At 71.1% G+C, this 23,126-nt stretch carries 18 protein-coding genes; 9 read left to right on the top strand and 9 right to left on the bottom strand.

What is annotated here, in order from left to right; all coding sequences use genetic code 11:
• The first annotated feature begins 38 nt into the window (after positions 1 to 38).
• The 6 genes from CRP50_RS17545 to CRP50_RS17570 all read left to right on the top strand — a co-directional run bounded on the left by CRP50_RS17545 (position 39) and on the right by CRP50_RS17570 (position 11,099).
• Entirely contained in the window at positions 39 to 3,719 is a 3,681-nt protein-coding gene (locus tag CRP50_RS17545; protein WP_176525243.1) for a rhamnan synthesis F family protein, read from the top strand.
• A complete protein-coding gene (locus CRP50_RS17550; RefSeq protein ID WP_097280489.1) occupies positions 3,716 to 4,675 on the top strand; it encodes an NAD-dependent epimerase/dehydratase family protein in 960 nt (319 codons plus the stop codon). Before CRP50_RS17545 ends, CRP50_RS17550 begins: the two co-directional genes overlap by 4 nt.
• Positions 4,676 to 4,684: 9 nt before the next feature.
• Positions 4,685 to 6,868 (top strand): glycosyltransferase, encoded by a 2,184-nt coding sequence (locus tag CRP50_RS17555; protein WP_097280490.1) that lies wholly within the window; start codon positions 4,685 to 4,687, stop codon positions 6,866 to 6,868.
• Complete coding sequence (locus CRP50_RS17560) at positions 6,858 to 9,074, top strand: glycosyltransferase (protein ID WP_097280491.1); 2,217 nt, start codon at positions 6,858 to 6,860, stop codon at positions 9,072 to 9,074. Before CRP50_RS17555 ends, CRP50_RS17560 begins: the two co-directional genes overlap by 11 nt.
• Positions 9,075 to 9,156: 82 nt before the next feature.
• Positions 9,157 to 10,689: a methyltransferase regulatory domain-containing protein gene (locus CRP50_RS17565; protein WP_097280492.1), complete on the top strand. Its 1,533-nt coding sequence runs from the start codon at positions 9,157 to 9,159 to the stop codon at positions 10,687 to 10,689.
• The gene (locus CRP50_RS17570) at positions 10,686 to 11,099 is read left to right on the top strand and encodes a hypothetical protein (RefSeq protein WP_097280493.1); all 414 of its coding nucleotides are present in this window, start codon (positions 10,686 to 10,688) and stop codon (positions 11,097 to 11,099) included. The genes CRP50_RS17565 and CRP50_RS17570 overlap by 4 nt, the downstream gene beginning before the upstream one ends.
• Here CRP50_RS17570 and CRP50_RS17575 read toward each other — a convergent pair.
• From CRP50_RS17575 to CRP50_RS17610, 8 genes are all read right to left on the bottom strand, one after another.
• On the bottom strand, positions 11,065 to 11,955 hold the full coding sequence (locus tag CRP50_RS17575; protein ID WP_097280494.1) for a glycosyltransferase family 2 protein: 891 nt from the start codon (positions 11,953 to 11,955) through the stop codon (positions 11,065 to 11,067). The genes CRP50_RS17570 and CRP50_RS17575 overlap by 35 nt on opposite strands.
• Before the next feature lies 1 nt (position 11,956).
• A complete protein-coding gene (locus CRP50_RS17580; protein WP_097280495.1) occupies positions 11,957 to 12,562 on the bottom strand; it encodes a hypothetical protein in 606 nt (201 codons plus the stop codon).
• A 79-nt stretch (positions 12,563 to 12,641) separates the two neighbouring features.
• On the bottom strand, positions 12,642 to 13,076 hold the full coding sequence (locus tag CRP50_RS17585) for a hypothetical protein (RefSeq protein ID WP_097280496.1): 435 nt from the start codon (positions 13,074 to 13,076) through the stop codon (positions 12,642 to 12,644).
• 11 nt (positions 13,077 to 13,087) lie between these two features.
• Positions 13,088 to 13,654, bottom strand: a complete 567-nt coding sequence (gene rfbC, locus CRP50_RS17590; RefSeq protein WP_097280497.1) for a dTDP-4-dehydrorhamnose 3,5-epimerase — start codon at positions 13,652 to 13,654, stop codon at positions 13,088 to 13,090.
• 82 nt (positions 13,655 to 13,736) lie between these two features.
• The gene (locus CRP50_RS17595) at positions 13,737 to 14,708 is read right to left on the bottom strand and encodes an NAD-dependent epimerase/dehydratase family protein (protein WP_097280498.1); all 972 of its coding nucleotides are present in this window, start codon (positions 14,706 to 14,708) and stop codon (positions 13,737 to 13,739) included.
• Positions 14,705 to 16,606, bottom strand: coding sequence for a sulfate adenylyltransferase subunit CysN (gene cysN / locus CRP50_RS17600; protein ID WP_097280499.1), 1,902 nt, complete (start codon positions 16,604 to 16,606; stop codon positions 14,705 to 14,707). The genes CRP50_RS17595 and cysN overlap by 4 nt, the downstream gene beginning before the upstream one ends.
• A complete protein-coding gene (cysD, locus tag CRP50_RS17605; RefSeq protein ID WP_097280500.1) occupies positions 16,606 to 17,529 on the bottom strand; it encodes a sulfate adenylyltransferase subunit CysD in 924 nt (307 codons plus the stop codon). Before cysD ends, cysN begins: the two co-directional genes overlap by 1 nt.
• Positions 17,526 to 19,442: a polysaccharide biosynthesis protein gene (locus CRP50_RS17610; RefSeq protein WP_322090857.1), complete on the bottom strand. Its 1,917-nt coding sequence runs from the start codon at positions 19,440 to 19,442 to the stop codon at positions 17,526 to 17,528. The genes cysD and CRP50_RS17610 overlap by 4 nt, the downstream gene beginning before the upstream one ends.
• Positions 19,443 to 19,616: 174 nt before the next feature.
• Between CRP50_RS17610 and pgmG the strand changes: the two genes are divergently transcribed.
• Positions 19,617 to 21,011: a phosphoglucomutase/phosphomannomutase PgmG gene (gene pgmG / locus CRP50_RS17615; protein WP_097280501.1), complete on the top strand. Its 1,395-nt coding sequence runs from the start codon at positions 19,617 to 19,619 to the stop codon at positions 21,009 to 21,011.
• A 10-nt stretch (positions 21,012 to 21,021) separates the two neighbouring features.
• Here pgmG and CRP50_RS17620 read toward each other — a convergent pair whose 3' ends face one another.
• Positions 21,022 to 22,038, bottom strand: coding sequence for an MraY family glycosyltransferase (locus CRP50_RS17620; RefSeq protein WP_245913517.1), 1,017 nt, complete (start codon positions 22,036 to 22,038; stop codon positions 21,022 to 21,024).
• 705 nt (positions 22,039 to 22,743) lie between these two features.
• Here CRP50_RS17620 and CRP50_RS17625 point away from each other — a divergent pair.
• Positions 22,744 to 22,929 (top strand): hypothetical protein, encoded by a 186-nt coding sequence (locus tag CRP50_RS17625; RefSeq protein WP_097280502.1) that lies wholly within the window; start codon positions 22,744 to 22,746, stop codon positions 22,927 to 22,929.
• Complete coding sequence (locus CRP50_RS17630; RefSeq protein WP_097280503.1) at positions 22,922 to 23,104, top strand: hypothetical protein; 183 nt, start codon at positions 22,922 to 22,924, stop codon at positions 23,102 to 23,104. Before CRP50_RS17625 ends, CRP50_RS17630 begins: the two co-directional genes overlap by 8 nt.
• Positions 23,105 to 23,126 lie beyond the last annotated feature (22 nt).

Raw genomic sequence — 23,126 nt, forward strand, 5'->3', positions numbered from 1 at the left:
CCTGTCCGACCCGGTTTGCCAATGAAACGAGTATGGTCATGACCCACGTTCCCGATGCCGCCGTCGCCGCTTCCACCCCGCCGTGGGCACAGGCGCGTCCGGAGATGATGGAGCCGGAACGGCTGGTGCCGCCGGATTCCTGGGTCGGCCACATCCCCTTCATGTTCTGGCTGATGGAGCGCAGCAGGCCGCGGCGCTTTGTCGAGCTCGGGGTGCACACCGGCAATTCCTACTGCGCCGTCGCGCAGGCGGTCACCCGCTTCGGCCTCGGCACCGAATGCTTCGGCGTCGACCACTGGATGGGCGACCCGCAGGCCGGGCACTACGGCGAAGACGTCTTCGCCGACCTGCGGGCCTGGCACGACCCGCGCTACGGCGCCTTCTCGCGGCTGCTGCGCATGAGCTTCGAGGATGCTCGCGACCACGTCGCCGACGGCACGGTCGACCTGCTGCACATCGACGGCCTGCATACCTACGAAGCCGTGCGGACCGACTTCGAGACATGGTTCGCGAAGATGAGCGACCGCTGCATCGTCCTGTTCCACGACACCAACGTGCGCGCCGGCGACTTCGGGGTGTGGCGATACTGGAAGGAAATCCAGGCGCGCTACCCCACTTTCGAGTTCCTCCACAGCAACGGGCTCGGCGTTGCCTACACCGGCAGCCGGCCGCTGCAGGACCCGGACCTCGCCGCCCTGTTCGCCGCCGACTCCCCGGTGGAGGAGGTCAACGCCCGCCGCCGCTACTTCGCGCGCCTGGGCGACGGACTGACGGCCCGCGTACAGCTGACGGAAACCCGTCGGCGCGGCGAGACCGTGGCGCGCGACCTGGCACGAGCGCACCACGTCCTGGCCGAGATCGACCGCGACCGCCTCGGGGTGCGCAAGGACCGCGAACACTGGATGGAGCGGGCCAAGATCGCCGACCGGTGGGAACGGCTGGCGCTGCACTTCGGCGAGGCCCTGCACGTCAACCTCGACGAGGTCGCCGAAGCCATCCGCCGCCTGTACAACGCCGGCAACCCGCAGGCCATGCAGGATCGCCGGATACTCCAGCGCACGCTGACGCGCCTCGTGCGCGAGGGCCGGGTGGAGGTCGGGCTGGAGGATCGCGCCCGTGCAGCCCTGCGCCGGGCCCGCCGCCGGCTCTCGGCCGCGCCCCAGGATGCCGCCAGCCCCGCTGCGGCGGCCGAGGGCGATCCGGTGCTGGCGCAGATGCGTGCCTCCGGCCTGTTCGACGACAGCCATTACGCCCTGACCGACCAAGCGCGGTCGGAAGGCTGGGATCCGCTGGAGCACTACCTGGAGATCGGCGAGCACCTTGGGATCGCGCCGTCCGCCTTGTTCGAGCCCGAGTACTATGCCCGCCGCCATCCCGACGTGGCTGCCTCGGGCGTCGGGCTCCTGCGGCACTATGCCTGCTTCGGACGCGCCGAAGGCCGCCACGGAGTGTCGCCGGCCCGCCGCATGACCATTCCCGCTCTGCCGTCGACCGAGCGGCCGCGGGTGCTGCTGCTGCTGCACGAGGCGTCCCGCACCGGGGCGCCGATCCTGGGCTGGAACCTGGCGCTCAAGCTGCGTGACAGTCACGAGGTGGTCGTCTTCCTGAAGAAGGGAGGCGAGTTGCGCGCCGCCTTCGAAGGCCTCGGCAGCGCCGTGGTCGAGATGCCGGCCGAGGACGCCATCCTGCGCCCCGACGTGGAGGCGGTGGCCCATCGCCTCGCCGCCGAGATCCGCCCTGCCTACGCCATCGCCAACACGGCCGAGGTGCGCGGCTTCATCCCGGGGCTGGTCGCCGCCGGCATCGGGGTCGTCAGCCTGATCCACGAGTTCTCGGCCTACGTGCGGCCGAAGAACGAGGTCTACGACGTGCTCGCCTGGGCCCACCGGGTGGTGTTTCCGGCCCGGGCGGTCTCCGATTCCTTCGCCCATGAACATCCCTACCTGGCCCAGCGGCGTATCGAGATCCTGCCGCAGGGCCTGCCGGCGCTGCCGCCGCGTCCGGAGGACGCCTTCGGCGCCGAGCAGTATTCCGCCGAGGTGAAGCGCCTGCTGCGGCCCAAGGGCAGCGACGGCGACCTGCTGGTGGTGGGCATGGGCCGCGTGCAGTTCCGCAAGGGCGTCGACCTCTTCCTCATGGCTGCCGCCGCCGTGCTGCGGGCCCGACCCGAGGCGGCCGTGCGCTTCGTCTGGGTGGGTGGCGGGCTCGACCCCGCCGACACCCACGAGTTCCCGAGTGCGCTGACCGACCAGTTGGGCCGCGCCTCCCTCGGCGACCGTTTCGCCATGGTCGGCGAGTTGGAGAACCTGGGCGAGGTCTACCGCCAGACCGACGTGCTGGCGCTGACCTCGCGCCTCGACCCCATGCCCAACACCGCCATCGAGGCGATGCTGGAAGGGGTTCCCGTCGTCTGCTTCGACCGCGCCAGCGGCATCGCCGAGCTGCTGGCGAGCGAGCCCCGCACCGCCGGCCTCGTCGCCCCCTACCTCGATGCCGCCGGAATGGCCGACGTCATCCTGCGCCTGCTCGACGATCGCGCGCAGCTCCACGGCCTCGGCGAGGCGGCGCGCGAGCTGGCGACCGCCACCTTCGACATGGACCGTTACGTCCGCGACCTCGTCCGCCTGGGCGGCGAGGCCGCCGCCGACGCCGCGGCCGTGGCGCGGGACCGATCGGTCATCCTCGAGGCCGGTACCGAGGCCTTCGACGCCGGCGTCTACATCGGTGCCCATGCCGATCAGGTCTCGCACGAGGCCGCCGTACAGGCCTATCTGGTGCGCAGCCGCATCGCCAGGCCCGGCCCCGACGGATCGCCGCCGGTGGGCCTGCGCCGCCCGCGTAGCGGCTTCAACCCGCTGGTCTACGCCGAGGACGTGCTGGCGGGAGTGCGGGAGACCGACCCGCTCGCCCACTGGCTCGCCGCCGGCCGTCCGGCGGGACGCTGGACGCCACCGACGGTGACCATCGCACCCGAGACTGCCGTCGCCCCGTCGGCCGGCGGCCAGAAGATCCTTCTGCACGGTCATTTCCACTACGTCGACCTGATCGCCGATCTGCTCTCCCGACTGACCGCCAACGACCTGGCCTGCGACCTCGTCCTGACCACGGCGGACGAGGATCGCGCCGCGGTTCTGCGGCAGGCCGTCGCGGGGTGGGAGCGCGGCACCGCCGTCGTGCGCGCCGTCGGCAACCGCGGCCGCGACATCGGCGCGTTCCTCACCGGCGTCGCCGATCTCGTCGCGAACTACGACATCGTCGGGCACGTCCACGGCAAGAAGTCGCTCCGCCTCGGCGGCGGCGACGGCGACGTGTGGCGCGACTTCCTGTGGGAAACCCTGATCGGCGGGAAGGCGCGGGCCGCCGACGCCTGCGTAGCCGCCCTCGCCGCCGATGGACGCCTCGGTGTGGTGTTTCCCGAGGACCCCAACCTGTGCGGCTGGGACGGCAATGCCGCGCTCGCCCGGGTCCTGGCTGCCCGCATGGGCCGCAACACGCCGCTGCCGGCCGCCTTCGACTGGCCCGTCGGCACCATGTTCTGGGCGCGCCGCGAGGCGCTGGCACCGCTGTTCGCCCTGGACCTGCAGTGGGGCGACTATCCCGAGGAGCCCGTGCCCGAAGACGGCACCATCCTGCACGCCCTCGAGCGCCTGATCCCGCTGGCCGCGGAGCAGGCCGGCTTCGCCTATGCCACCAGCCACCTGCCGGGGGTCACCCGATGACGCGTCACCTCGTTCTCGGCGGTTGCGGCTTCATCGGTCGCCACCTCGCCCTCGCCCTCGCCCGCCGCGGTGACCCTGTGGTCGTCGCCGACATCATGCCACCGCCGCCGGAGCTGGGCGAGGCCGGCATCGAGTACCGGGCTGTCGAGCCCGGCGAGCCGGCATGGGAACCCCTTATCGACGGCTGCGAGGTGATCCACCACTACGCCTGGACCACAGTCCCCGCCACTGCCAACGACGACCCGCTCGGCGATCTCGACGCCAACCTGCGCAATACCGTGCGCCTGCTGGAGACGTTGCGGCGCGAAGGCGGCCGGCGGTTGCTGTTCTCGTCCTCAGGCGGAACGGTCTACGGCCGCCTGACGCAGACGCCGGTGCCCGAGACGCACGCCTTCGCTCCCATCACCGCCTATGGCGCCTCCAAGGCGGCGGCGGAGATCTACATGGGGTTCTATCACGGCTGCCACGGGCTGGACTGCCGCGTCGCGCGCATCTCCAACCCCTTCGGTGCCGGCCAGGACCCGCGCCGCAAGCAGGGCGCCGCAAGCGCCTTCCTGTTCCAGACATTGGCGGGCGAAGAGATCACCATCTGGGGCGACGGTTCGGTGGTGCGCGACTACATTCACATCGCCGACCTGGTGGAGGGCCTGCTGGCCGTCGCCGACGCGCCGGTGCCCACGGCCGCCGCCGCCGCCATGCCGGTCTACAACATCGGCAGCGGCGTCGGCGTGTCGCTCAACGGCATCGTCGACGTGCTGCGCTCGCGCCTGCACCTCGACCCCACCGTCACCTATCTGCCGGGCCGCCCCTTTGACGTGCCCGTCAGCGTACTCGACATCAGCCGCGCCGCGGTCGAACTGAACTGGCGCCCGCGCCTGTCCTTCGCCGACGGCTGCGCCCGCATGCTCGCCGATCTGCGGCGCGGGCAGACCTCCTTCTCGACGCTGTTGGACTAGGATCGCCGCATGCCGAACACGCCGCTCGTCTCCGTGGTGATGCCGGTCTACAACCACGAACGCTATGTGATCGACGCCATCCGCTCGGTGTTCGACCAGACGTGGCGGCCGCTCGAACTGATCATGATCGACGACGGCTCGACCGACGGCAGCGCCGCGGCGATCCGCCGCTTCCTCGCCGACACGCCGGCGCCCGAGGGAGTGACGGTGTCCTTCGACTCGCGCCCCAACAAGGGCGCCCACACCACCATCAACGAGGGATTGGCGAAGGCCGCCGGCACCTACATCGCCGTCCTCAACTCCGACGACGCCTACCTGCCCGAACGTCTCGCGAAGTGCGTGCGGGCGGCGCAGGAGCACGCGGCGCGGCTGATCTTCACCTACGTCGACCCCATCGACGACGACGGTGCACCGCTGCCCCAGGGCCACCGCTGGCGGTCGTGGTACGCCGACGTGATGCTGGAGGAGATGGAACTGTCGCCCAGCATCTCCACCCTGCTGCTGCGCTACAACGTCGGCATCTCCACCGGCAACTTCGTCTTCCACCGGTCGCTGCTCGACGACATCGGGCCCTTCGCCGATTTCCGCTACGCCCACGACGTCGACTTCCTGCTGCGCGCCTGCTTCCTGGAAGAGCCGGTGATCCTGCGCGAGAAGCTCTACCGCTACCGCGTCCACGCCAGCAACACCATCGCCGAGAGCGACGACCGCATCACCGACGAGTATGCCGAGATCGTGCGCCGCTACCTCGCGCGCACGCTGGCGGAGCCGCCGGTCAACCCCGTCGCGCCCAGCTTCGACAACTGGACGTGGTCGCTGGCCGCCGCGCCGTGGCCGCCGCACCTCGGCCGGGCCATGGACCGCCTGCTGACACCGCCGCCGGCGCCACGCGGACCGGCGCGTCCGGCCGCCGCCACCGCGCCGGAACGGGTGCGGGCGCCGCAGGGGGCGCCGCACGTCACCCTGGTCACCCACGAGCTGAGCTACACCGGCGCGCCGGTCCTGCTGCGCGACGTCGGCGCCGCCCTGCACGGACACGGTGTCGCCACCAGCGTCATCAGCCTCACGCCGGGTCCCCTGGCCGCCGACTTCGCGACCATGGGCAGCCCGGTGGTGCAGGAAAGCCGGCTGGCACGCACGCTCACCAGTGCCGGCAACTTCCTCGCGCGCCAGACCCAGCACCCGCGCATGCCGGCCCCGCTCGGCAAAGGCCTGCGCGCCGTGGCCCGGGTGTCCGACGCCGTCGGGCATCGCCTGCGCATCCGCACCTACATGGCGGCGGCGGAAGGCACCCTGCTCATCAACTCCTTCGCCTGCTGGCCGCTCGCCCTGGCGCTGCTGAAGCGCTGGCGCGGCCGCGCTTTCTGGTACATCCACGAGACCTACGAGCCGGGCCTCATCATGCGCAGCGGCGCCATGCACGATCGCCTGCGAGCCCTGGTGGACGACGGCCGGGTGACCCTCATGTTCGGCTCGGACGCCACGCGCGCCGTGTGGGCCGCCGCCGGCTACGACGGCATCGTGCGGTACTGGAGCGGCCTGCCCGCCGCCGGCACCGAATCGTCGCCCGACGATGCGGCGGGCCATCCCGTCGTCCTGTCGGTGCAATCCACCGGCACCCGCAAGGGGACCCGCGCCCTGATCGAGGCCTTTGCCCTCGGCCGCCGCAAGGGCTGGATCGCCGCCGACGTGGAACTGCGCATCATCGGCTGCCACAAGCCGTCGCAGAACCCGCTCATGCGCGACCTGCTGAAGCGCGTTCACCAGCCCGATCTGCGGGGAGCCGTCAGTCTGGTGCCCGGCCAACCGCCGGCGGCGCTCGACCGCCACTACCGCGAAGCCGCCGTCTATGTGCAGTCGTCCATCATGGAATGCCTGCCGCTGGCGCTGCTCACAGCCATGGCGCACGGCCTGCCCATCGTGTCCAGCGACGCCGACGGCTGCCGCGAAGCCATCCTCGAGGGCCGCACCGGCCGTCTGGTGCCGCAGCGCCAGAGCGAGCTCATGGCGCGCGCCATCGCCGACCTGTTATCCGACCGCACCACCGCCGCCGCCCTGGGCCGGGGCGCGCGGGACTGGTTCGTGGAACGCTTCGCCCTGGAAGCGACGGTGCCGCCCCTGGTGGAGACACTGCTTCCGGGCAACGCCGCCATTGCTCCCGTCGGTCGGCCGGAAACCGCCCATGGGCGCTGAGGCACCGCGCCTCCGCCCGGTGGACGTGGTGGTTCCCGTCTACCGCGGCCTCGACGAGACGCGCCGCTGCCTCGAAAGCGTGCTGGCGACGGTGCGCCCGCCCGACGGCATCGTCGTCATCGACGACTGCAGCCCCGAGCCCGAAGTCACGCAGTGGCTTCGCGCCCTGGCGGCGCGCGAGCCGCGCCTGCGGCTGCTGCGGAACGAGGTCAACCTCGGCTTCGTCGGCACCGTCAACCGGGCCATGGCGCTGGAACCGGAGCGCGACGTCCTGCTGCTCAACAGCGACACCGAGGTGTCGGGGGACTGGCTGGCGCGGATGCAGCGAGCGGCCTATGGCGACCCGCGCATCGCTACGGTGACACCGTTCTCCAACAACGCCACCATCTGCAGCTGGCCGCGGTTCTGCGCCGACAACGCCCTGCCGCCCGGCATCGGGCGGGAGGAGCTTCACACAGCCTTCGCCGCCGCCAACGACGGCGCGATCATCGACGTGCCGACGGGTGTCGGCTTCGCCATGTACATCCGGCGCGACGCCCTCGACGCGCTCGGCCTGTTCGACGCCGAGGCCTTCGGCAAGGGGTACGGCGAGGAGAACGACTTCTGCCGGCGCGCCGCCAAGGCCGGCTGGCGCAACGTGCTGCTGGCCGACACCTTCGTCTACCACGCCGGTGCCGTCAGCTTCGGCGTCGATGCCGCGCGGCTCGATACCGCCACCAAGGCGCTACTCAAGCTGCACCCCGAATACCTGCAGGAAGTGCGCCGCTTCGTCGAGGCCGATCCGGCGCTGCCATGGCGCTGGCGGGCGGCCCTGTCGGTCATGCGCCACGGTCACCTGCCCGTGGTGCTGTTCGTCGTCCACCGGCGCGGCGGCGGCACCCTGGTGCACGTGGAGGACCTCGCCCGCCGGCTGGAAGGCCGGACATGGCCGCTGATCCTGGCGCAGGGCGACTGGAATGCGGTCGACCTCACCCTGCCGGCCGGGCTCGGCGGCACGGTGCTGCCCTTCGACCCCGCCGACGAGTGGGACGAACTGGTGGCGATCCTGCGCCACGTCGGCGTCGACCGCATGCACATCCACCACCTGCTCGACATCCCCGAGCGGGTGCTGGACCTGCCACAGACCCTGGGTGTGCCCTTCGATTTCACGGCCCACGACTTCTATGCCGGCTGCCCGCGGGTCGCTCTCGGCGGCACCGACGAGCAGTTCTGCGGCCAGCCCGACGTCGCCGGCTGCAACGCCTGTCTGGCGGCGCCGCCGCGCGCCCCCGTCGGAGACGTCGCCGCTTGGCGCCGTGCCACCGCCACCCGCCTCGGCCGCGCGGAGCGTCGTTTCGCCCCCCATCACGATGCCGCCCGCCGCCTCCAGGCGATGGTGCCGGAGCTGACGTTCCGGCCAGTCCCGCACCCCGATGCGGCCGGGCTCGCCGCCGCTCCGCCGCCCCGGCTGATCCTGCCGCCGCCGGGAGAACGCCTGCGCGTCGTCGTCCTGGGCGCCCTGAGCCGCCTCAAAGGCGCCGACCTCATCGAGGCGACGGCCCTGGAAGCCGCCCGCCGCGACCTGCCGGTGGAGTTCCACCACCTCGGCTACGCCTACCGCACGCTGAACCGCGCCGGAGGCCGCCTGATCCAGCACGGCCGCTATCGGCAGGACGAGGTGGAGAAACGGCTCGCCGCCATCGCACCGCATGTCGCCTGGTTGCCCGCGTGTGTGCCGGAAACCTACAGCTACACCCTGAGCGAGGTGATCCACATGGGATTGCCGGTGGTGGTGAGCGACCTCGGGGCGCCGCCGGACCGCGTCGCCGGCCGTTCCGCGTCGTGGGTCCTGCCCTGGTCGGTGACGCCGGCGGAAGCAGCCGATTTCCTGGTTTCCCTGCGAGAGTCGCCGCCGCCGCCGGAACCGCGGCGCCCGCTGCCACCGCTGCCCGACACCTTCTACGACGAAGCCTATCTGGCCGAGACGGGCCTGCCGGGCGCCCGCCCGCCGCGATCGGCCGAGGCACCCCCGCCGGCCGTGCTGCGCGGCCTCGCCCTGGCCCGCGCCCGCGCCGCCCGCCGCGAGGCCCTGCAGGGGGTGGCGGCCCTGCGGCAGCGGCTGTGGCGCATCATGGTCGTCACCCTGTCCCACCCCGCCTTCGGGCGGCTGGTCCGGCACATCCCCCTCGCGACGCGCGAATGGGTCAAGCGGCTCATCAAGGGTTAGGCGAAGCAGGTCCATTTCCGTTGCGTCGTACAGCCACTCGCCTATCATGACGCCCGCTGAGCAAGGCGTGCAGAGGGGCACCATGAGCGACTGGACCTACGGTTACGTTTCCGACATCGACTACACCCATGGGTTCTACCGTGAGCTGGCACCGGCGCACCTGCGTTTCTGCCTGCTGAGCAAGGGGATCCGGCCGCCGGAGATCGACGGCGACTTCACGTATTGCGAGTTGGGGTTCGGCCAGGGCGTGACGCTGAACGTGATGGCGGCAGCCAATCCGCGCGCCCAGGTGTGGGGCACCGACTTCAATCCCAACCATGCCGCCGGCGCCCGCCAACTGTCCCATGACGGCGGCGTCGCCAACAGCCACTTCTGTGACGACAGCTTCGAGGAGTTCCTGGCGCGCGACGACCTGCCGCAGTTCGACATGATCGTCCTGCACGGCATCTATTCGTGGATCAGCGCCGAGAACCGGGCCGTCATCGCCGCGTTCCTGCGCCGCCGGCTGAAGGTGGGTGGCGCCGTCTACATCAGCTACAACACCCTGCCCGGCTGGGCGCCGGTGATGCCGCTGCGCGAGCTGATGATCCAGCACGCCGCCGGCGGCCGCGACGGCGCCGCGCAGCGGGTCGACCGCGCGCTGGCCTTCGCCAAGAGCCTGGCCGACGACAACGCTGCCTATTTCGGGGCCAACCCGGGCGTTGCCCCGCGGCTGGAGAAGATGGTGAGCATGTCGCGCAACTACCTGGCGCACGAGTACTTCAACCGCGACTGGACGCCGCTCTATCACGCCGACGTCGTGCGCGAGTTGAGCGACGCCAAGCTCACCTTCGCCGCCACCGCCAACGTCATCGACCTGATCGACGCCGTGGCGCTGACCGCCAAGGCACAGGAGCGGCTGGCCGAGGTGTCGGACCCGGTGTTCCGCGAAACGCTGCGGGACTTCATCGTCAACCAGCAGTTCCGCCGAGACCTGTTCACGCGCGGCGCCGTGCGCATGAACGCCTACGAGCAGGCGGAGCGTCTGCGGGCGCTTCGCATCGCCCTTGTGGTGCCGCGCAAGACCATTCCGAATCAGGTCGCCTTCCCCATCGGCACATCGGACCTGAAGGCCGAGGTCTACGCCCCGCTGTTCGACCGCCTGGAGAAAGGTCCCGCCACCATCGGCGAGATCGCGGCGGGCGATCCGGCGCTCGCCGCCCTGCCGCTGGCGGCCATGTTGCAGGCGGTGCTGGTGGGCGTGTCGCAGGGCTGGATCGCCCCCTGCCTCGACGCCTCGGGCGACGGCGCCCGCCGCACCTCCGCCCGCCGGTTCAACGGTGCCGTGCTCAACCGCGCCCGCACCTCGGCCGACCTGACGGTCCTGGTGTCGCCGGTGCTGGGCAGCGGCGTGCCGGTCGACCGCATCACCCAGCTGTTCCTGCTCGCCCGACAGGAGAAGCAGGGCGACATCGCCGCCTTCGCGTGGCAGATCCTGGCCTCCCAGGGCCAGCGCCTGATCCGCGAGGGCGCGACGCTCGAGAGCCCCGAGGACAATCTGGCGGAACTGCGGGCCCGGGCCCAGACGTTCACCGATGGCTTCCTGCCCGTCTACGAAAAGCTGGGACTCGCATGATCATCACCCGCCGCTCCGCCGCCGTCACTTTCGCCGCCGCCTGGCTGCTTCTGCTGCTGGTGGCGGTGCCGGGGGCGAAGGCCGCCCCCGACACCCTGCCGGGGCGCTATGCGGTGCAGGGTATCGGCGCCGACGGCGCCACCACCTACGGCGGCGAGGCGGTGGTGGAGGCGACGGGGGAAACCTACAAGGTGACTTGGCTGCTGCCCGGCGGCCAGGTCTATGTCGGCACCGGCATTCGCCAGGGCGAGTCCTTCGCCGTGACCTACCTCAACGCCCGTGCCGAAGGCGCCTCGGCACCGGGCATCGTGCTCTATACCGTGCGGCCGGACGGAAGCCTGACGGGCATCTACAGCCAGCTCGGCAGCGCCACCATCAGCGCGGAGGCGTGGAACCCGAAGGGAACCTGAGCCCCTTCGGCCCGCGCAGGCCGTTGCGGCGGAAGAAGGTGACGGCCGAGCGAAGGAACAACCTCACGTGCGCCGCCCCCTTGCGCGCCGTGTTGCCGCCGTGATGGACGATGCGCATGGCCGGCAGATAGACGATCCCCCCCGCCTGCGCCAGCCGCAGGCTGAGGTCGAAATCCTCGAAGTAGAGGAAGTACGCGTCGCCGAAGCCGCCCACCGCCCGGGCGGCAGCGCTGCGCATCAGCATGAAACAGCCGCTGGCGATGACGATGCCCGGCACCGGATCGACCGTCTGCGGGCCGAGCACGTCGCGCATCTCGTAGCGCGCCAGCCGCCGCCCGAACAGGCGCCGCACTGCGGCGGGCGCGAAGCCGCGCAGCGCCAGGGTCACCACGTCCGGGTAGCGCTTGCACAACGGTTCGAAGGTGCCGGACGGCGTCTCCACCCGCGGCGCCACCATGGCGACGGTGGAGTGGCGGTCCAGGTAGCCGATGCCCTGGCGCAGGGCATCGGGAGCGATCACGACGTCGGGATTGAGCACGAGGTGGTACGGCGCGGGGTCGGGGCGCCGAATCGCCAGATCGTGGCCGCGGCCGTAGCCGACATTGCCGTGGCCGGCGAGCACGTCCACCGTCACGCCGGCTGCGCGGACCGGCGCGGCGGCACGATCCAGCAGCGCGCGGTTGTCGTCCGGCCCATTGTCGACGAGATACAGCCGTACCGCCGGTCCCGGAAGATCCGGTCCGACGGCGTCCGCCAGGCTTCGAAGGGTGGCGGCGAGCAGCGTTTCGTCCGGCCGGAACACCACCACGGAAACGTCGAGGATCAGCGGCGCCGCCTCTACCGCCGGACCCGTCATGTCAGTTCGCCGGTCGCGACGGCGACGCATCGACGGTGGTGGCCTGCATCCACGCCGACGGCGCCTCCAGATTCCACGCCGCCAGCTTCGCCTTGTCGTGCAGGAGCGCCAGCACCCGATGGGTGTCGCCGCGGTCGAGAGTCATGGCGCAGGCGGGTTCTGCCGCCGCTCCCACCCCGGCTGCGGGGGTGCCGCCGAGCGGCAATCCGATGAAACCGACCAGCAGGTGCGTGGCGCTCGCCCGGACCTTTATCTCGACGGCGAGGAAGGCCGAGGCCGGCTCTTCCTCGGGCGCCGCCTCACCGGCCGCGGCGGTCCCCGCCTGTCCGGGATCCTGCGCCTGCACGGCGGTCAGGGCACCCTGGTGCTCCATCTGCAGGACCTCGACGCGGTGCTCGCCGGGTGTCCGCGCCACCGTTCCCGTGGTCTCGAGGACCTGCGTGACGTGGGCGAGGAGAACGCGCAGCATGCGCCGGGTCAGCAGCACGAGCCGCCGTCCGTGGCCTTGAGTGTGGGCCACCAGAACCAGACGGTCTTCCACCAGATTGACCCCGATGTCGATCGTGCGGGTCACCGGGAAGGTGATGGTGGCGTCGGCGTTCGACATGCTGCCTCCGGCTGCGGATGGATTGGCCCTTCTGCGGCCTGCCTTAACGGAAACCCGCCGCCGCCGCAAGGCTGACGGGTCACGACGCCGCGAGGTGGTCGAAGGCCCAGCGGATGCGCTCCTGCAGTTCACCCACCTGGCGCGCCACCGCCGGGTGGAAGGCGCGCAGAACGGCCTGCGTCTCCTCCCCCGGTTCCGGGAAGACGCGCACCAGATAGCGGTCGCCGCCGTCGGGCCGCTCCACCGAGCGGTAAAGCCGCAGCGGCGCCGTGCGCTGATTGAGAAGCGCGAGGATGCCTAGGAAGACGGCGCCGTCGGTGCAGAAGGCCGAGGGGTATTCGACCGTCGCCTCCTCGTCCAGGTCGGCGGGGCGCAGGGCGTTGCCGTCCAGGCCGACGTCGGCGACGGCCCGGCGCATCTCGCCGGCCGGCCCGACCAGCCGCCAAACGGCGACGCTGGCCGGCAGGTCGTAGTCGAGATGGTCTTCGACCTGTTCGCCCCGGTTCCCCCCCACCACCACCTCCGTCAGCCGTAGGTGAACCAGGCCGGCAGGTCGGCCAACACGGGATGCCGCGTATCTTTTTCCGACAGAACCGCATCACCCGGCGCCACCCGCCAGTCGATGCCGATGGCCGGGTCGTTCCACAGCAGGCCCTTGTCGTGGTCCGGCGCATAGGGTGCCGTGACCTTGTACTGGACCTCGGTATCGGGTGCCAGGGTGGCGAAGCCGTGGGCGAAACCCGCCGGCACCAGGATCTGGCGCCAGTTCTCGGCCGTGATCTCCGCAGACACCCAGCGGCCGAAGGTCGGCGAGCCGCGCCGGATGTCCACCGCCACGTCGAGGATGGCGCCGCGGGTCACCCGCACCAGCTTGTCCTGGGCGTAGGGCGGCGTCTGGAAGTGAAGACCGCGCACCGTCCCCTGTTGACCCGACAGGCTGTGGTTGTCCTGCACGAAGTCGAGATCGATGCCGAGGTCGCGAAACGCCGCGCGACTGTAAGTCTCGCTGAAGAAGCCGCGATGGTCGCCGAAACGGTCGGTCTCGATGATCTTCACGTCCGGGATGTCGAGGGCGCGGATCTTGAATGCCATGTCGTCTGCCGTCGCTGTGGGAGGGAGGGCCACCTAGTGATACCTGCTTCCGGTGGCGTGCGATAGAGAGCGTGGTGGTGGTTCAGCCACGCCCGAGCATCCGCGCGAGGCCCTGGTCCAGCGTCAGCGGCGGCTGCCAGCCCAGCTCCGCCCGGATGGGGCCGTCGTCGACGGTCAGCGAGCCGAACAGCCGGTCCGCCAGCGCACCCCGGCCGAGCAGCCGCAGGGCCGCCGTCATGGCTCCTTGCGGCACCGGAACGAGTCGCGCCGGCCGGCCCTGCGCCCGGCGCAGGCGGCGGATCAGCTCGCCGGTGGAGACGTCTTCGCCGTCGCGCACCAGATAGGTCCGTTGGCCGGCCGCGGGCGCCGCCAAGGCGACGGCGGCCGCGTCGGTCAGGTTGTCAACGGAGATCAGGCTGCGGGCGTTGCGGGTGGCGCCGAAGGGCAGCGGCAGGCCGGTGTCGCACAGGCGGGCGAGGGCGGCGATGTTGGCCGCGACGCCGGGGCCGTAGACCACCGGCGGGCGGATCACCACCGTCTCGAAGCCCGGATGCGCCGCCGCCACCGCCGCCAGGGCGGCCTCCGCCTCGGCCTTGGAGCGGCCATAGGCGTCGGTGGGGGCGGGCGGGTCGTCGGCGCGGTAGGGGCGGCCGGGGGCGGTGCCGTCGCCGTTCACCTTGATGGTGCTGAGGAACAGGAAGCGCCGCACCCCCGCCGCCGCTGCGGCCTCGGCGAGGCGGCGGGTGAGGTCGGTGTTGACGCGGCGGAAGTCGGCCTCGTCGGCCGGCGTCGGGCGCATGACGTGGACCTTGGCGGCCAGATGCGCCACCGCGTCGGCCCCCGCCACCAGGGCGGCGAGGTCGGCGTCGGGCGCCGCCAGGTCGCCGACCACCCGCGCGGCGACTCCGGCCGGCAGGTCGGGCGACGGGCGGCGCACCAGCGCCGTCACCTGCCAGCCGTCGGCCGCCAGCCGGGCGCACAAGGCCCGGCCGACGAAGCCGGCGGCGCCGGTGACGACGACGCGGCGGCCGCCGCCCGGTCCGTCCTGCGTCACACCATGCCCCGCTCGCGCAGCAGCGCCACGACGCGGGCCGCCAAAGCCTCCGGCGTCTCCTCGCCGGCTGCCAGACGCAGTTCCGGCGCCTCCGGCGGCTCGTAGGGGCTGCCGATGCCGGTGAAGTTGGGCAGCTGGCCGGCGCGCGCCTTGCGGTACAGGCCCTTGGGGTCGCGGCTTTCGCAGACGTCGAGCGGCGCATCCACGAAGACCTCGAGGAACTCGCCGTCGCCCATCAGCTCGCGCGCCATGCGACGCTCGCTGCGGAAGGGCGAGATGAACGACACCAGGGTGATGAGCCCGGCCCCGACCATGAGCTTCGCCACCTCGGCGACGCGGCGGATGTTCTCGACGCGGTCCTCGTCGGTGAAGCCGAGGTCGCGGTTGAGGCCGTGGCGCACGTTGTCGCCGTCGAGCAGCATGGTGTGGCGGCCCATGCGGTGCAGTTCCTGCTCCACCAGGTCGGCGACGGTGGACTTGCCGGCGCCCGACAGGCCGGTGAACCACAGCACGCAGGGCACCTGCCCCTTGGCGGCGGCGCGGGCGGCCTTGTCCACCTGGGTGGCCTGCCAGTGGATGTTGCCGGCGCGGCGCAGGGCGAAGTCGATCATGCCGCAGGCGACGGTCGCGTTGGTCAGGCGATCGATGAGGATGAAGCCGCCCATGTCGCGGTTGGCGGCATAGGGGTCGAAGGGCACCGGCCGGTCGAGCGACAGGTTGCACATGCCCACCTCGTTGAGGTCGAGGTGCTTGGCGGCGCTGTGGTCGAGGGTGTTCACGTCCACCCGGTGCTTCAGCTCCGTCACCTGGGCGCCGACGGTGGTGGTGCCGAGGCGCAGCAGGTAGGGGCGGCCGGGCAGCAGCGGCTGGTCGTGCATCCACACCACGTGGGCGGCGAACTGGTCGGTCACCTCGGGCCGCGCCGCGGCGCTGGCGATGACGTCGCCGCGGCTGACGTCGACCTCGTCGGCCAGCGTCAGCGTGACGGCCTGGCCGGCGACGCCGCGGGCGAGGTCGCCATCCATGGTCACGATGCGCGTCACCGTGCTGGTGCGCCCCGACGGCAGGATGGCGACGGTATCGCCCGGCTGCACGCTGCCGCCGACGATGGTGCCGGAGAAGCCGCGGAAGTCGAGGTGCGGGCGGTTGACCCACTGCACCGGCAGGCGGAACGGCTTGGACCGCGCGTCGGACGCGACCTGCACCGTCTCCAGGTGGGCGAGGAGCGTCGGACCCTCGTACCACGGCGTGTCCGGCGACGCCGTCGTCACGTTGCCGCCGGTGATGGCGGAGACGGGCACGCAGGTGACGTGGTCGATGCCGAGCCGCCCGGCGAAGGTGCGGTAGTCGGCGGCGATGCGCTCGAAAGTGCCCTGGTCCCAGTCCACCAGGTCCATCTTGTTCACCGCCATCACCACGTGGCGGATGCCGAGCAGAGACACGATGTAGCTGTGCCGCCGCGTCTGGGTCAGCACGCCCTTGCGGGCGTCCACCAGCAGCACCGCCACGTCGGCGGTGGAGGCGCCGGTCGCCATGTTGCGGGTGTACTGCTCGTGCCCCGGCGTGTCGGCGACGATGAACTTGCGCTTGTCGGTGGTGAAGAAGCGGTAGGCGACGTCGATGGTGATGCCCTGCTCGCGCTCGGCCGCCAGACCGTCGACCAGCAGCGCCAGGTCCAGGTTGCCGGTTCCGGTGGTGCCGAAGCGCGTGGAGTCGCTCTCCAGCGCCGCCAGCTGGTCCTCGAACAGCAGCTTGCAGTCGTACAGCAGGCGGCCGATCAGGCTCGACTTGCCGTCGTCGACGGAGCCGCAGGTGATGAAGCGCAGCAGGTCCTTGCCTTCCTGGCGGGCGAGGTAGTCCTCGACCTCGGTGACGGCGGTATCGCGGGCCTCGGTCATCAGAAGTAGCCCTCCTGCTTCTTGGCTTCCATGGAGGCGCCGGCGTCCTTGTCGATGACGCGGCCCTGGCGCTCGCTGGTGGTGGCGAGCAGCATCTCGCGGATGATCTCGGGCAGCGTCTCGGCGCGGCTTTCCACCGCCCCGGTCAGCGGGTAGCAGCCGAGGGTGCGGAAGCGCACCCACCGCATGTCCGGCGTCTCGCCGGGGTTCAGGGGCATGCGCTCGTCGTCGACCATGATGAGGGCGCCGTCGCGCTCCACCACCGGGCGCGGCTTGGCGAAGTAGAGCGGCACCACCGGGATGTCCTCGCGGTAGATGTACTGCCAGATGTCCAGCTCGGTCCAGTTGGACAGGGGGAAGACGCGGATGCTCTCGCCCTTGTCGATGCGGCCGTTGTAGAGGTTCCACAGCTCCGGCCGCTGGTTCTTGGGGTCCCAGCGGTGGGTGCTGGTGCGGAAGGAGAAGATGCGCTCCTTGGCGCGGCTCTTCTCCTCGTCGCGGCGGGCGCCGCCGAAGGCCGCGTCGAAGCCGTACTTGTCCAGCGCCATCTTCAGGCTCTGGGTCTTCATGACGTCGGTATGGGTGGCCGAGCCGTGGCTGAACGGCCCGATGCCGGCGCGCACGCCGTCCTCGTTGATGTGCACCATCAGGTCGAGGCCGAGGCGCTCCGCCGTCTGGTCGCGGAAGGCGATCATCTCGCGGAACTTCCACGTGGTGTCGACGTGCATCAGCGGGAACGGCGGCTTGGACGGATGGAAGGCCTTCATGGCCAGGTGCAGCATGACGCTGCTGTCCTTGCCGATGGAATAGAGCATGACCGGGTTGCGGAACTGGGCCGCCACCTCGCGCATGATGTGGATGCTTTCCGCCTCCAGCCGTTGCAGGTGGGTCAGGCGGTCGGGGGAGAGCAGGGCGTCCGTCATGGCGTCACTTTCTCGGGCAGGGCAACGGGGGACGAAGGGGCGTATTCGGGCACCATGGCCCGCACGCCGTCGAGCACGGCGGCGGCGTCGCCGGCACGGGCGGCGGCTTCCAGGGCATCCACGGCCTCCGCCACGGCGGCGGCGTCGCCACCGCGCACGGCGGCCAGCAGGATGCCCTGGCGGCCGGTGGGCAGCGGCGGCTCGGCGCCGTGGAAGATTTCCTCGAACAGTTTCTCACCCGGGCGCAGGCCGGTGAAGACGATCTTCACGTCCTCCTCCGGCCGCAGACCGGCGAGGCGGATCATCTGGCGGGCGAGGTCGACGATCTTCACCGGCTCGCCCATGTCGAGCACGAAGATGCGGCCGCGGAACTCGGGTTGGCGGAAGCCGTAGGCGCTGGCCTGCAGCACCAGCTCCACCGCTTCCCGGATGGTCATGAAGTAGCGCGTCATGTCCGGGTGGGTGACGGTCAGCGGCCCGCCGTTCTCCAGCTGGCGGCGGAACAGCGGCACCACCGACCCGGTGGAGCCGAGCACGTTGCCGAAGCGCACCGTCACGAACTGGGTGCCGGCGCCGCCGGCGGTGTCGCGGGTCTGGCAGTAGCGCTCGGCGATGCGCTTGGTGGCACCCATGACGTTGGTCGGGTTCACCGCCTTGTCGGTGGAAATCAGCACCATCAGCTCGACGCCGTGGGCGATGCAGCCGTCGGCGACGATGCGGGTGCCGCCGACGTTGGTCAGCACGCCTTCCACCGGGTTCGACTCCACCATGGGCACGTGCTTGAGCGCCGCGGCGTGGAACACCAGTTCCGGGCGCTGGGCGCCGAACACCTCGGCGATGCGGCGGCGGTCGCGCACGTCGGCGATGAGCGGCCGCACCGGCAGGGCAGGGTGACGCTCGCGCATCTCGGTGTCGATGGTGTAGAGGGCGAACTCGGAGTTCTCCACCAGCACCAGTTCCGCCGGCCCCAGCGCCGCCACCTGGCGCACCAGTTCCGAGCCGATGGAGCCGCCGGCGCCGGTCACCAGCACCCGCCGGCCCTGCACCAGCGCCTGCATGGCGGGGCGGTCCAGTACCGCCTGCGGACGGCCGAGCAGGTCCTCGATGGCGATGGGGCGCAGTTCCAGCTTGTCGGCCATGCCCTGCTTGAGCGCGCTCAGCTCCGGCAGGCGGGCGAGGCCGAGGCCGAGGCTGTCGCACACGTCGAACAGCGCCTTCAGCTGCGACCGTTCCAGCGGCGGCCGGGTCAGGATGACGCGCTGCGGCCGGTCGCCGCGGGCGGCCAGTTTCTCCACCGTCTCGCGCAGGGTGTCGACCGAGCCGAGCACCCGCACCCCCTGGATGTCGCGCCCGACGCGGCCCGGCTTGAACGACAGCATGCCGACGACGCGGTAGGGGGCGTTCTCGCGGCGGGCGTCACGGATGAACAGGTCGGCCCCGTCGCCGGCGCCGATGAGCAGCACGGGGACACGCGGATTGCCGTCCTCGGCGAAGACGCCGATCAGCCCGTCCTTCATCAGGCGGTAGAGGAAACGCGGCGCGCCGAGCATGAACAGCAGGACGAACCAGTTGATGAGAAGCGCCGAGCGCGGCAGCCCCTCCAGCCGCGTCCACAGGAACATGACGCCGAGGAACACCAGGATCGCCAGCGTCACCGCCCGGCCGATGGTCATCAGGTCGCGCAGCGAGGCGTAGCGCCAGATGCTGCGGTACATCCCGTGGCTCCAGAACGCGATGCCGCACAGCGCCGTGAACAGCAGCGTCCAGCGCACCAGCGTCTCGGGCGGGATGAAGTCGAACAGGATGTCGTCGAGCCGCAGATAGAGCGACAGCACGAACGACGCCGCCGCCATGACGAGGTCGTGCAGGAAGACGTAATTGGCCTTGCGGAAGGCGCTGGCGTTGAACTTCACGATCGCACGGTCCTGGCGGGTACGGGCGCTGCGGCGCGCGCGTCAAGATAAAGGGACCACGCGCAAAGGATCAAGCCGATAACCCGCCCGACGACCCGCCGACGGAGGGGGTTGCACCCGCCCCGGTGCCCGGCGCAGACTCGCGGCTCGACCCTTCGATGTACAGAGGACCGCATGGCGCCGCTCGCCCATACCTTCGATCCGACCATCCTGCGGGAATACGACGTGCGCGGCATCGTCGGCGAAACCCTGTCCGCCGCCGACGCCTACGCCCTCGGCCGCTCGCTCGGCACCATTGCGGTGGAGGAGGGCGGCAGCACCGCCTGCGTCGGGCGCGACGGCCGCCTGTCGAGCCCCGAGCTGGAGGCCGCCCTGGTGCAGGGCCTCGCCGACTGCGGGCTTGCCGTCACCCGTGTGGGCTGCGGGCCGAGCCCGATGCTCTATTTCGCCGCCGTAACGTCGAAGGCCGACGTGGCCGTCGCCGTCACCGGCTCGCACAACCCGCCGAGCCACAACGGCTTCAAGATGATGCGCCGCGGCAAGCCGTTCTTCGGCGCCGATATCCGCCGCCTGGGCGAAATCGCCGCCGCCGGCGCCTGGGCGAAAGGGCAGGGCAGCGTGGTGGAGGCGCCCGCCCGCGCCGCCTACGTCGCCCGCATCCTGGAGGACTGGGACGGCGGCGAGCGTGGCCTCACCGTCGTGTGGGATGCCGGCAACGGTGCGGCCGGCGAGGTGATGGCCGATGTCGCCGCCGCCCTGCCGGGCCGCCACGTGCTGCTCAACGCCGCCATCGACGGCACCTTCCCGGCCCACCACCCCGACCCCACCGACCCCGCGACGCTGGAACAGCTCATCGCCGCCGTGCAGGCCGAAGGCGCCGACATCGGCATCGCCTTCGACGGCGACGGCGACCGCATCGGCGTGGTGGACGGGCAGGGCCGCATCCTGTGGGGCGACCAGATCCTGCAGATCCTCGCCGAGGACCTGCTGAAGACCCGCCCCGGCGCCACCATCATCGCCGACGTCAAGGCGAGCCGCGCCCTGTTCGATGAAGTGGCGCGCATGGGCGGGCAGCCGCTCATGGGCCGCACGGGCCATTCGCTCATCAAGACGCTCATGGCCGAGACCGGCGCGCCGCTGGCCGGCGAGATGAGCGGCCACATCTTCTTCGCCGACCGCTGGTACGGCTTCGACGACGCGCTCTATACCGCCGTGCGGCTGCTCGGCATCCTGGCGCGCATGGAGGAGCCGCTGGCGGCCCGCTTCGACCGCATGCCGCGCCTCGTCAACACCCCGGAACTGCGCTTCGACTGCGCCGAAGACCGCAAGTTCTCCGTCATCCAGGCGGTGAAGGACCGGCTGGCGGCCGAAGGGGCGGAGGTCAACACCATCGACGGCGTGCGGGTGAACGCGCTGGGCGGCTGGTGGCTGCTGCGCGCCTCCAACACCCAGGCCGTCCTGGTCGCCCGCGCCGAGGCGCCCGACGCGACGACGCTCGACGCGCTCATGGCCACCCTGCGCGGCCACCTGGAGGCGGCCGGCGTGGCGGCACCGGAAACGGTGGGGTAGGGCGCGCGGCTTACCGCAGGACCCCGGCCGCCCGCGCCCGGCGGGCGAGCAGGGCACAGAAGCCGGCCACCAGCACGGCGGCGGCGGCGAGCCCGGCCCACGGCGCGCCGGCCGCCGCCGCCAGGGCGCAGCCGATCAGGCCGGCGTTCACCACCGCCACCGCACCGCTCACCCGGGCATGGCTCAGGCCGGCGCGGACGGCGCGCTGGTAGAAGTGGCTGCGGTGGGCCTGCCACGGCTTCTCGCCGCGCAGCAGGCGGCGGATCAGCGTTACGCTGGCGTCGACCACGTAGTAGAGCGGCAGGATCAGCGCCGCCGCCAGGTGCCCCGAGCCCGCCAGCACGATCAGCAGGAAGCCGAGCAGGAAGCCCAGCGGCACGCTGCCGACATCGCCCATGAACAGCCGCGCCGGATGCCAGTTCCAGAACAGGAACCCGAGCGCCGCCGCCGTCACCACCAGCCCCGGCATGCCGAGCGCCGCCGGCGCCAGCCCCGCCGCCGCCAGCAGCACGAGGCCGCCGCCGAGGCTCGCCGTCTGCACGCCGGTGATGCCGTCGATGCCGTCCATGAAGTTGTAGAGGTTGACGAACCACAGCCAGCACAGGCCCGCCAGCAGGCGGTCGAGCGGCAGCGGCAGGACGCCCTGGAACACCAGCGCCTCGCGCGGCAGCACCAGCAGCACCGCCGTCACCGCCACGCCCTGCACGAGGAAGCGGGGCAGGGCGGGCAGCGTGAGCAGGTCGTCCAGCCACGACAGCACCGCCAGCACGGCGGCGAAGGCGAGCGCGGTGGCCTCGGGCAGGGCGTCGCCGGCCAGCGTCCAGCCGGTCGCCACCGCCCAGGCCGGCAGCACCACCGCCATGACCGCGAGCCCGCCGCCGCGCGGGGTGGGGCGGGTATGGCTCGACCGCTCGTTGGGCCGGTCGAGGATCTGGCGGCGACGCAACCAGCCGAGCAGCACCCCGGTGGCGAGCACCACGGCGGCAGCGACGGCGGCGAAGAGGGGCAGGGCGTAGGCAGGCATCATGGCGGCGGATGATGCCGCACGATGAGGTGACAGGAAAGCCTCGGCTATAGAACAGGAACGGAAGGTCGTCGCTTCCGCGATGCCTCTAAAGGCGCAAGAGGCCGAGTCGGTGTGAAAGCCACCGTGAGACGAGAAGACTGACGGGCAAAGTAGCCAGGCCGCTCGTGCGGATTGCCGACGACAAGCCATCCGTCATCGCTCGGCTTTTTGCCGTTGGCGGCGCCGGTCGCTCTGGCGTGATAACTGCGTGCGCTACGTTCAGATAGGGACGCGCAGACATAGCTTGGCCAATCACCGGTCAACATTAACAGGATTCAGCAATAACTTGGCAGCCAACCCTCACGTGCGACGCGAAAACGAGAGCCACCCGAAAGAGTGGCGTCAGATTCGCGCTTTAGACGGTCGCTGGCGCGCGAAAGGTCTTTGATGGCAAAATTGGCGTGGAGAGGTGGCATCGTGCACCCAGAGCCGGAAAAGCGGCCTTAGCGGCGACTGACACACCACAGGTGCGTAAAGGGCTTGCCACGTGCCCAAGATATTGAGATGATCTCCACATGCCAGAGGCGAGTCTGCGCTAACAGACCCGCCTCCGAGATGCCCTTCAACCTCGTTGCGATTATCTCGCACCGGGCTGTGAGGTCTTTCCACGAGACTCACGTTACCCGGTTACGTGGCAGATCGCAACCTCTTAGGAGGATCGCCGCCATGGCATCCGTTAACGACCTGTCGGCCCAGGATGTGGCCATCATCAAGGCGCGCCTCAAAAGAGGCGACTACCAGCATGTTATCGCCGCGGACTACGGCATCAACCAGGGGCGGATCTGCGAAATCAACCGCGGAAAGCGGTTCTCGTCGATCAAGCCCGCCCAGGAGGTGCCGTCCCATGGCTAACATCTACAAGCCGGGGCAAGAGACCCCGAAGTCAGGGCAGTACGAGATCGTCGGTCCGCGCGGCGGTCGTACTGGTGTCGAGCGAACGTCCACCGCGGGGAACCCGCTTCCGCCCACTGAAAAGGCCGGCCAGGGTTACATCCTGGTGGATCCTACGAAGCACCGGAAGCCGTGACGAGGGCGGCTGATTTCCTGAG

It is taken from the genome of Caenispirillum bisanense, from assembly GCF_900230255.1.
GTDB lineage: Bacteria > Pseudomonadota > Alphaproteobacteria > Rhodospirillales > Rhodospirillaceae > Caenispirillum > Caenispirillum bisanense_A.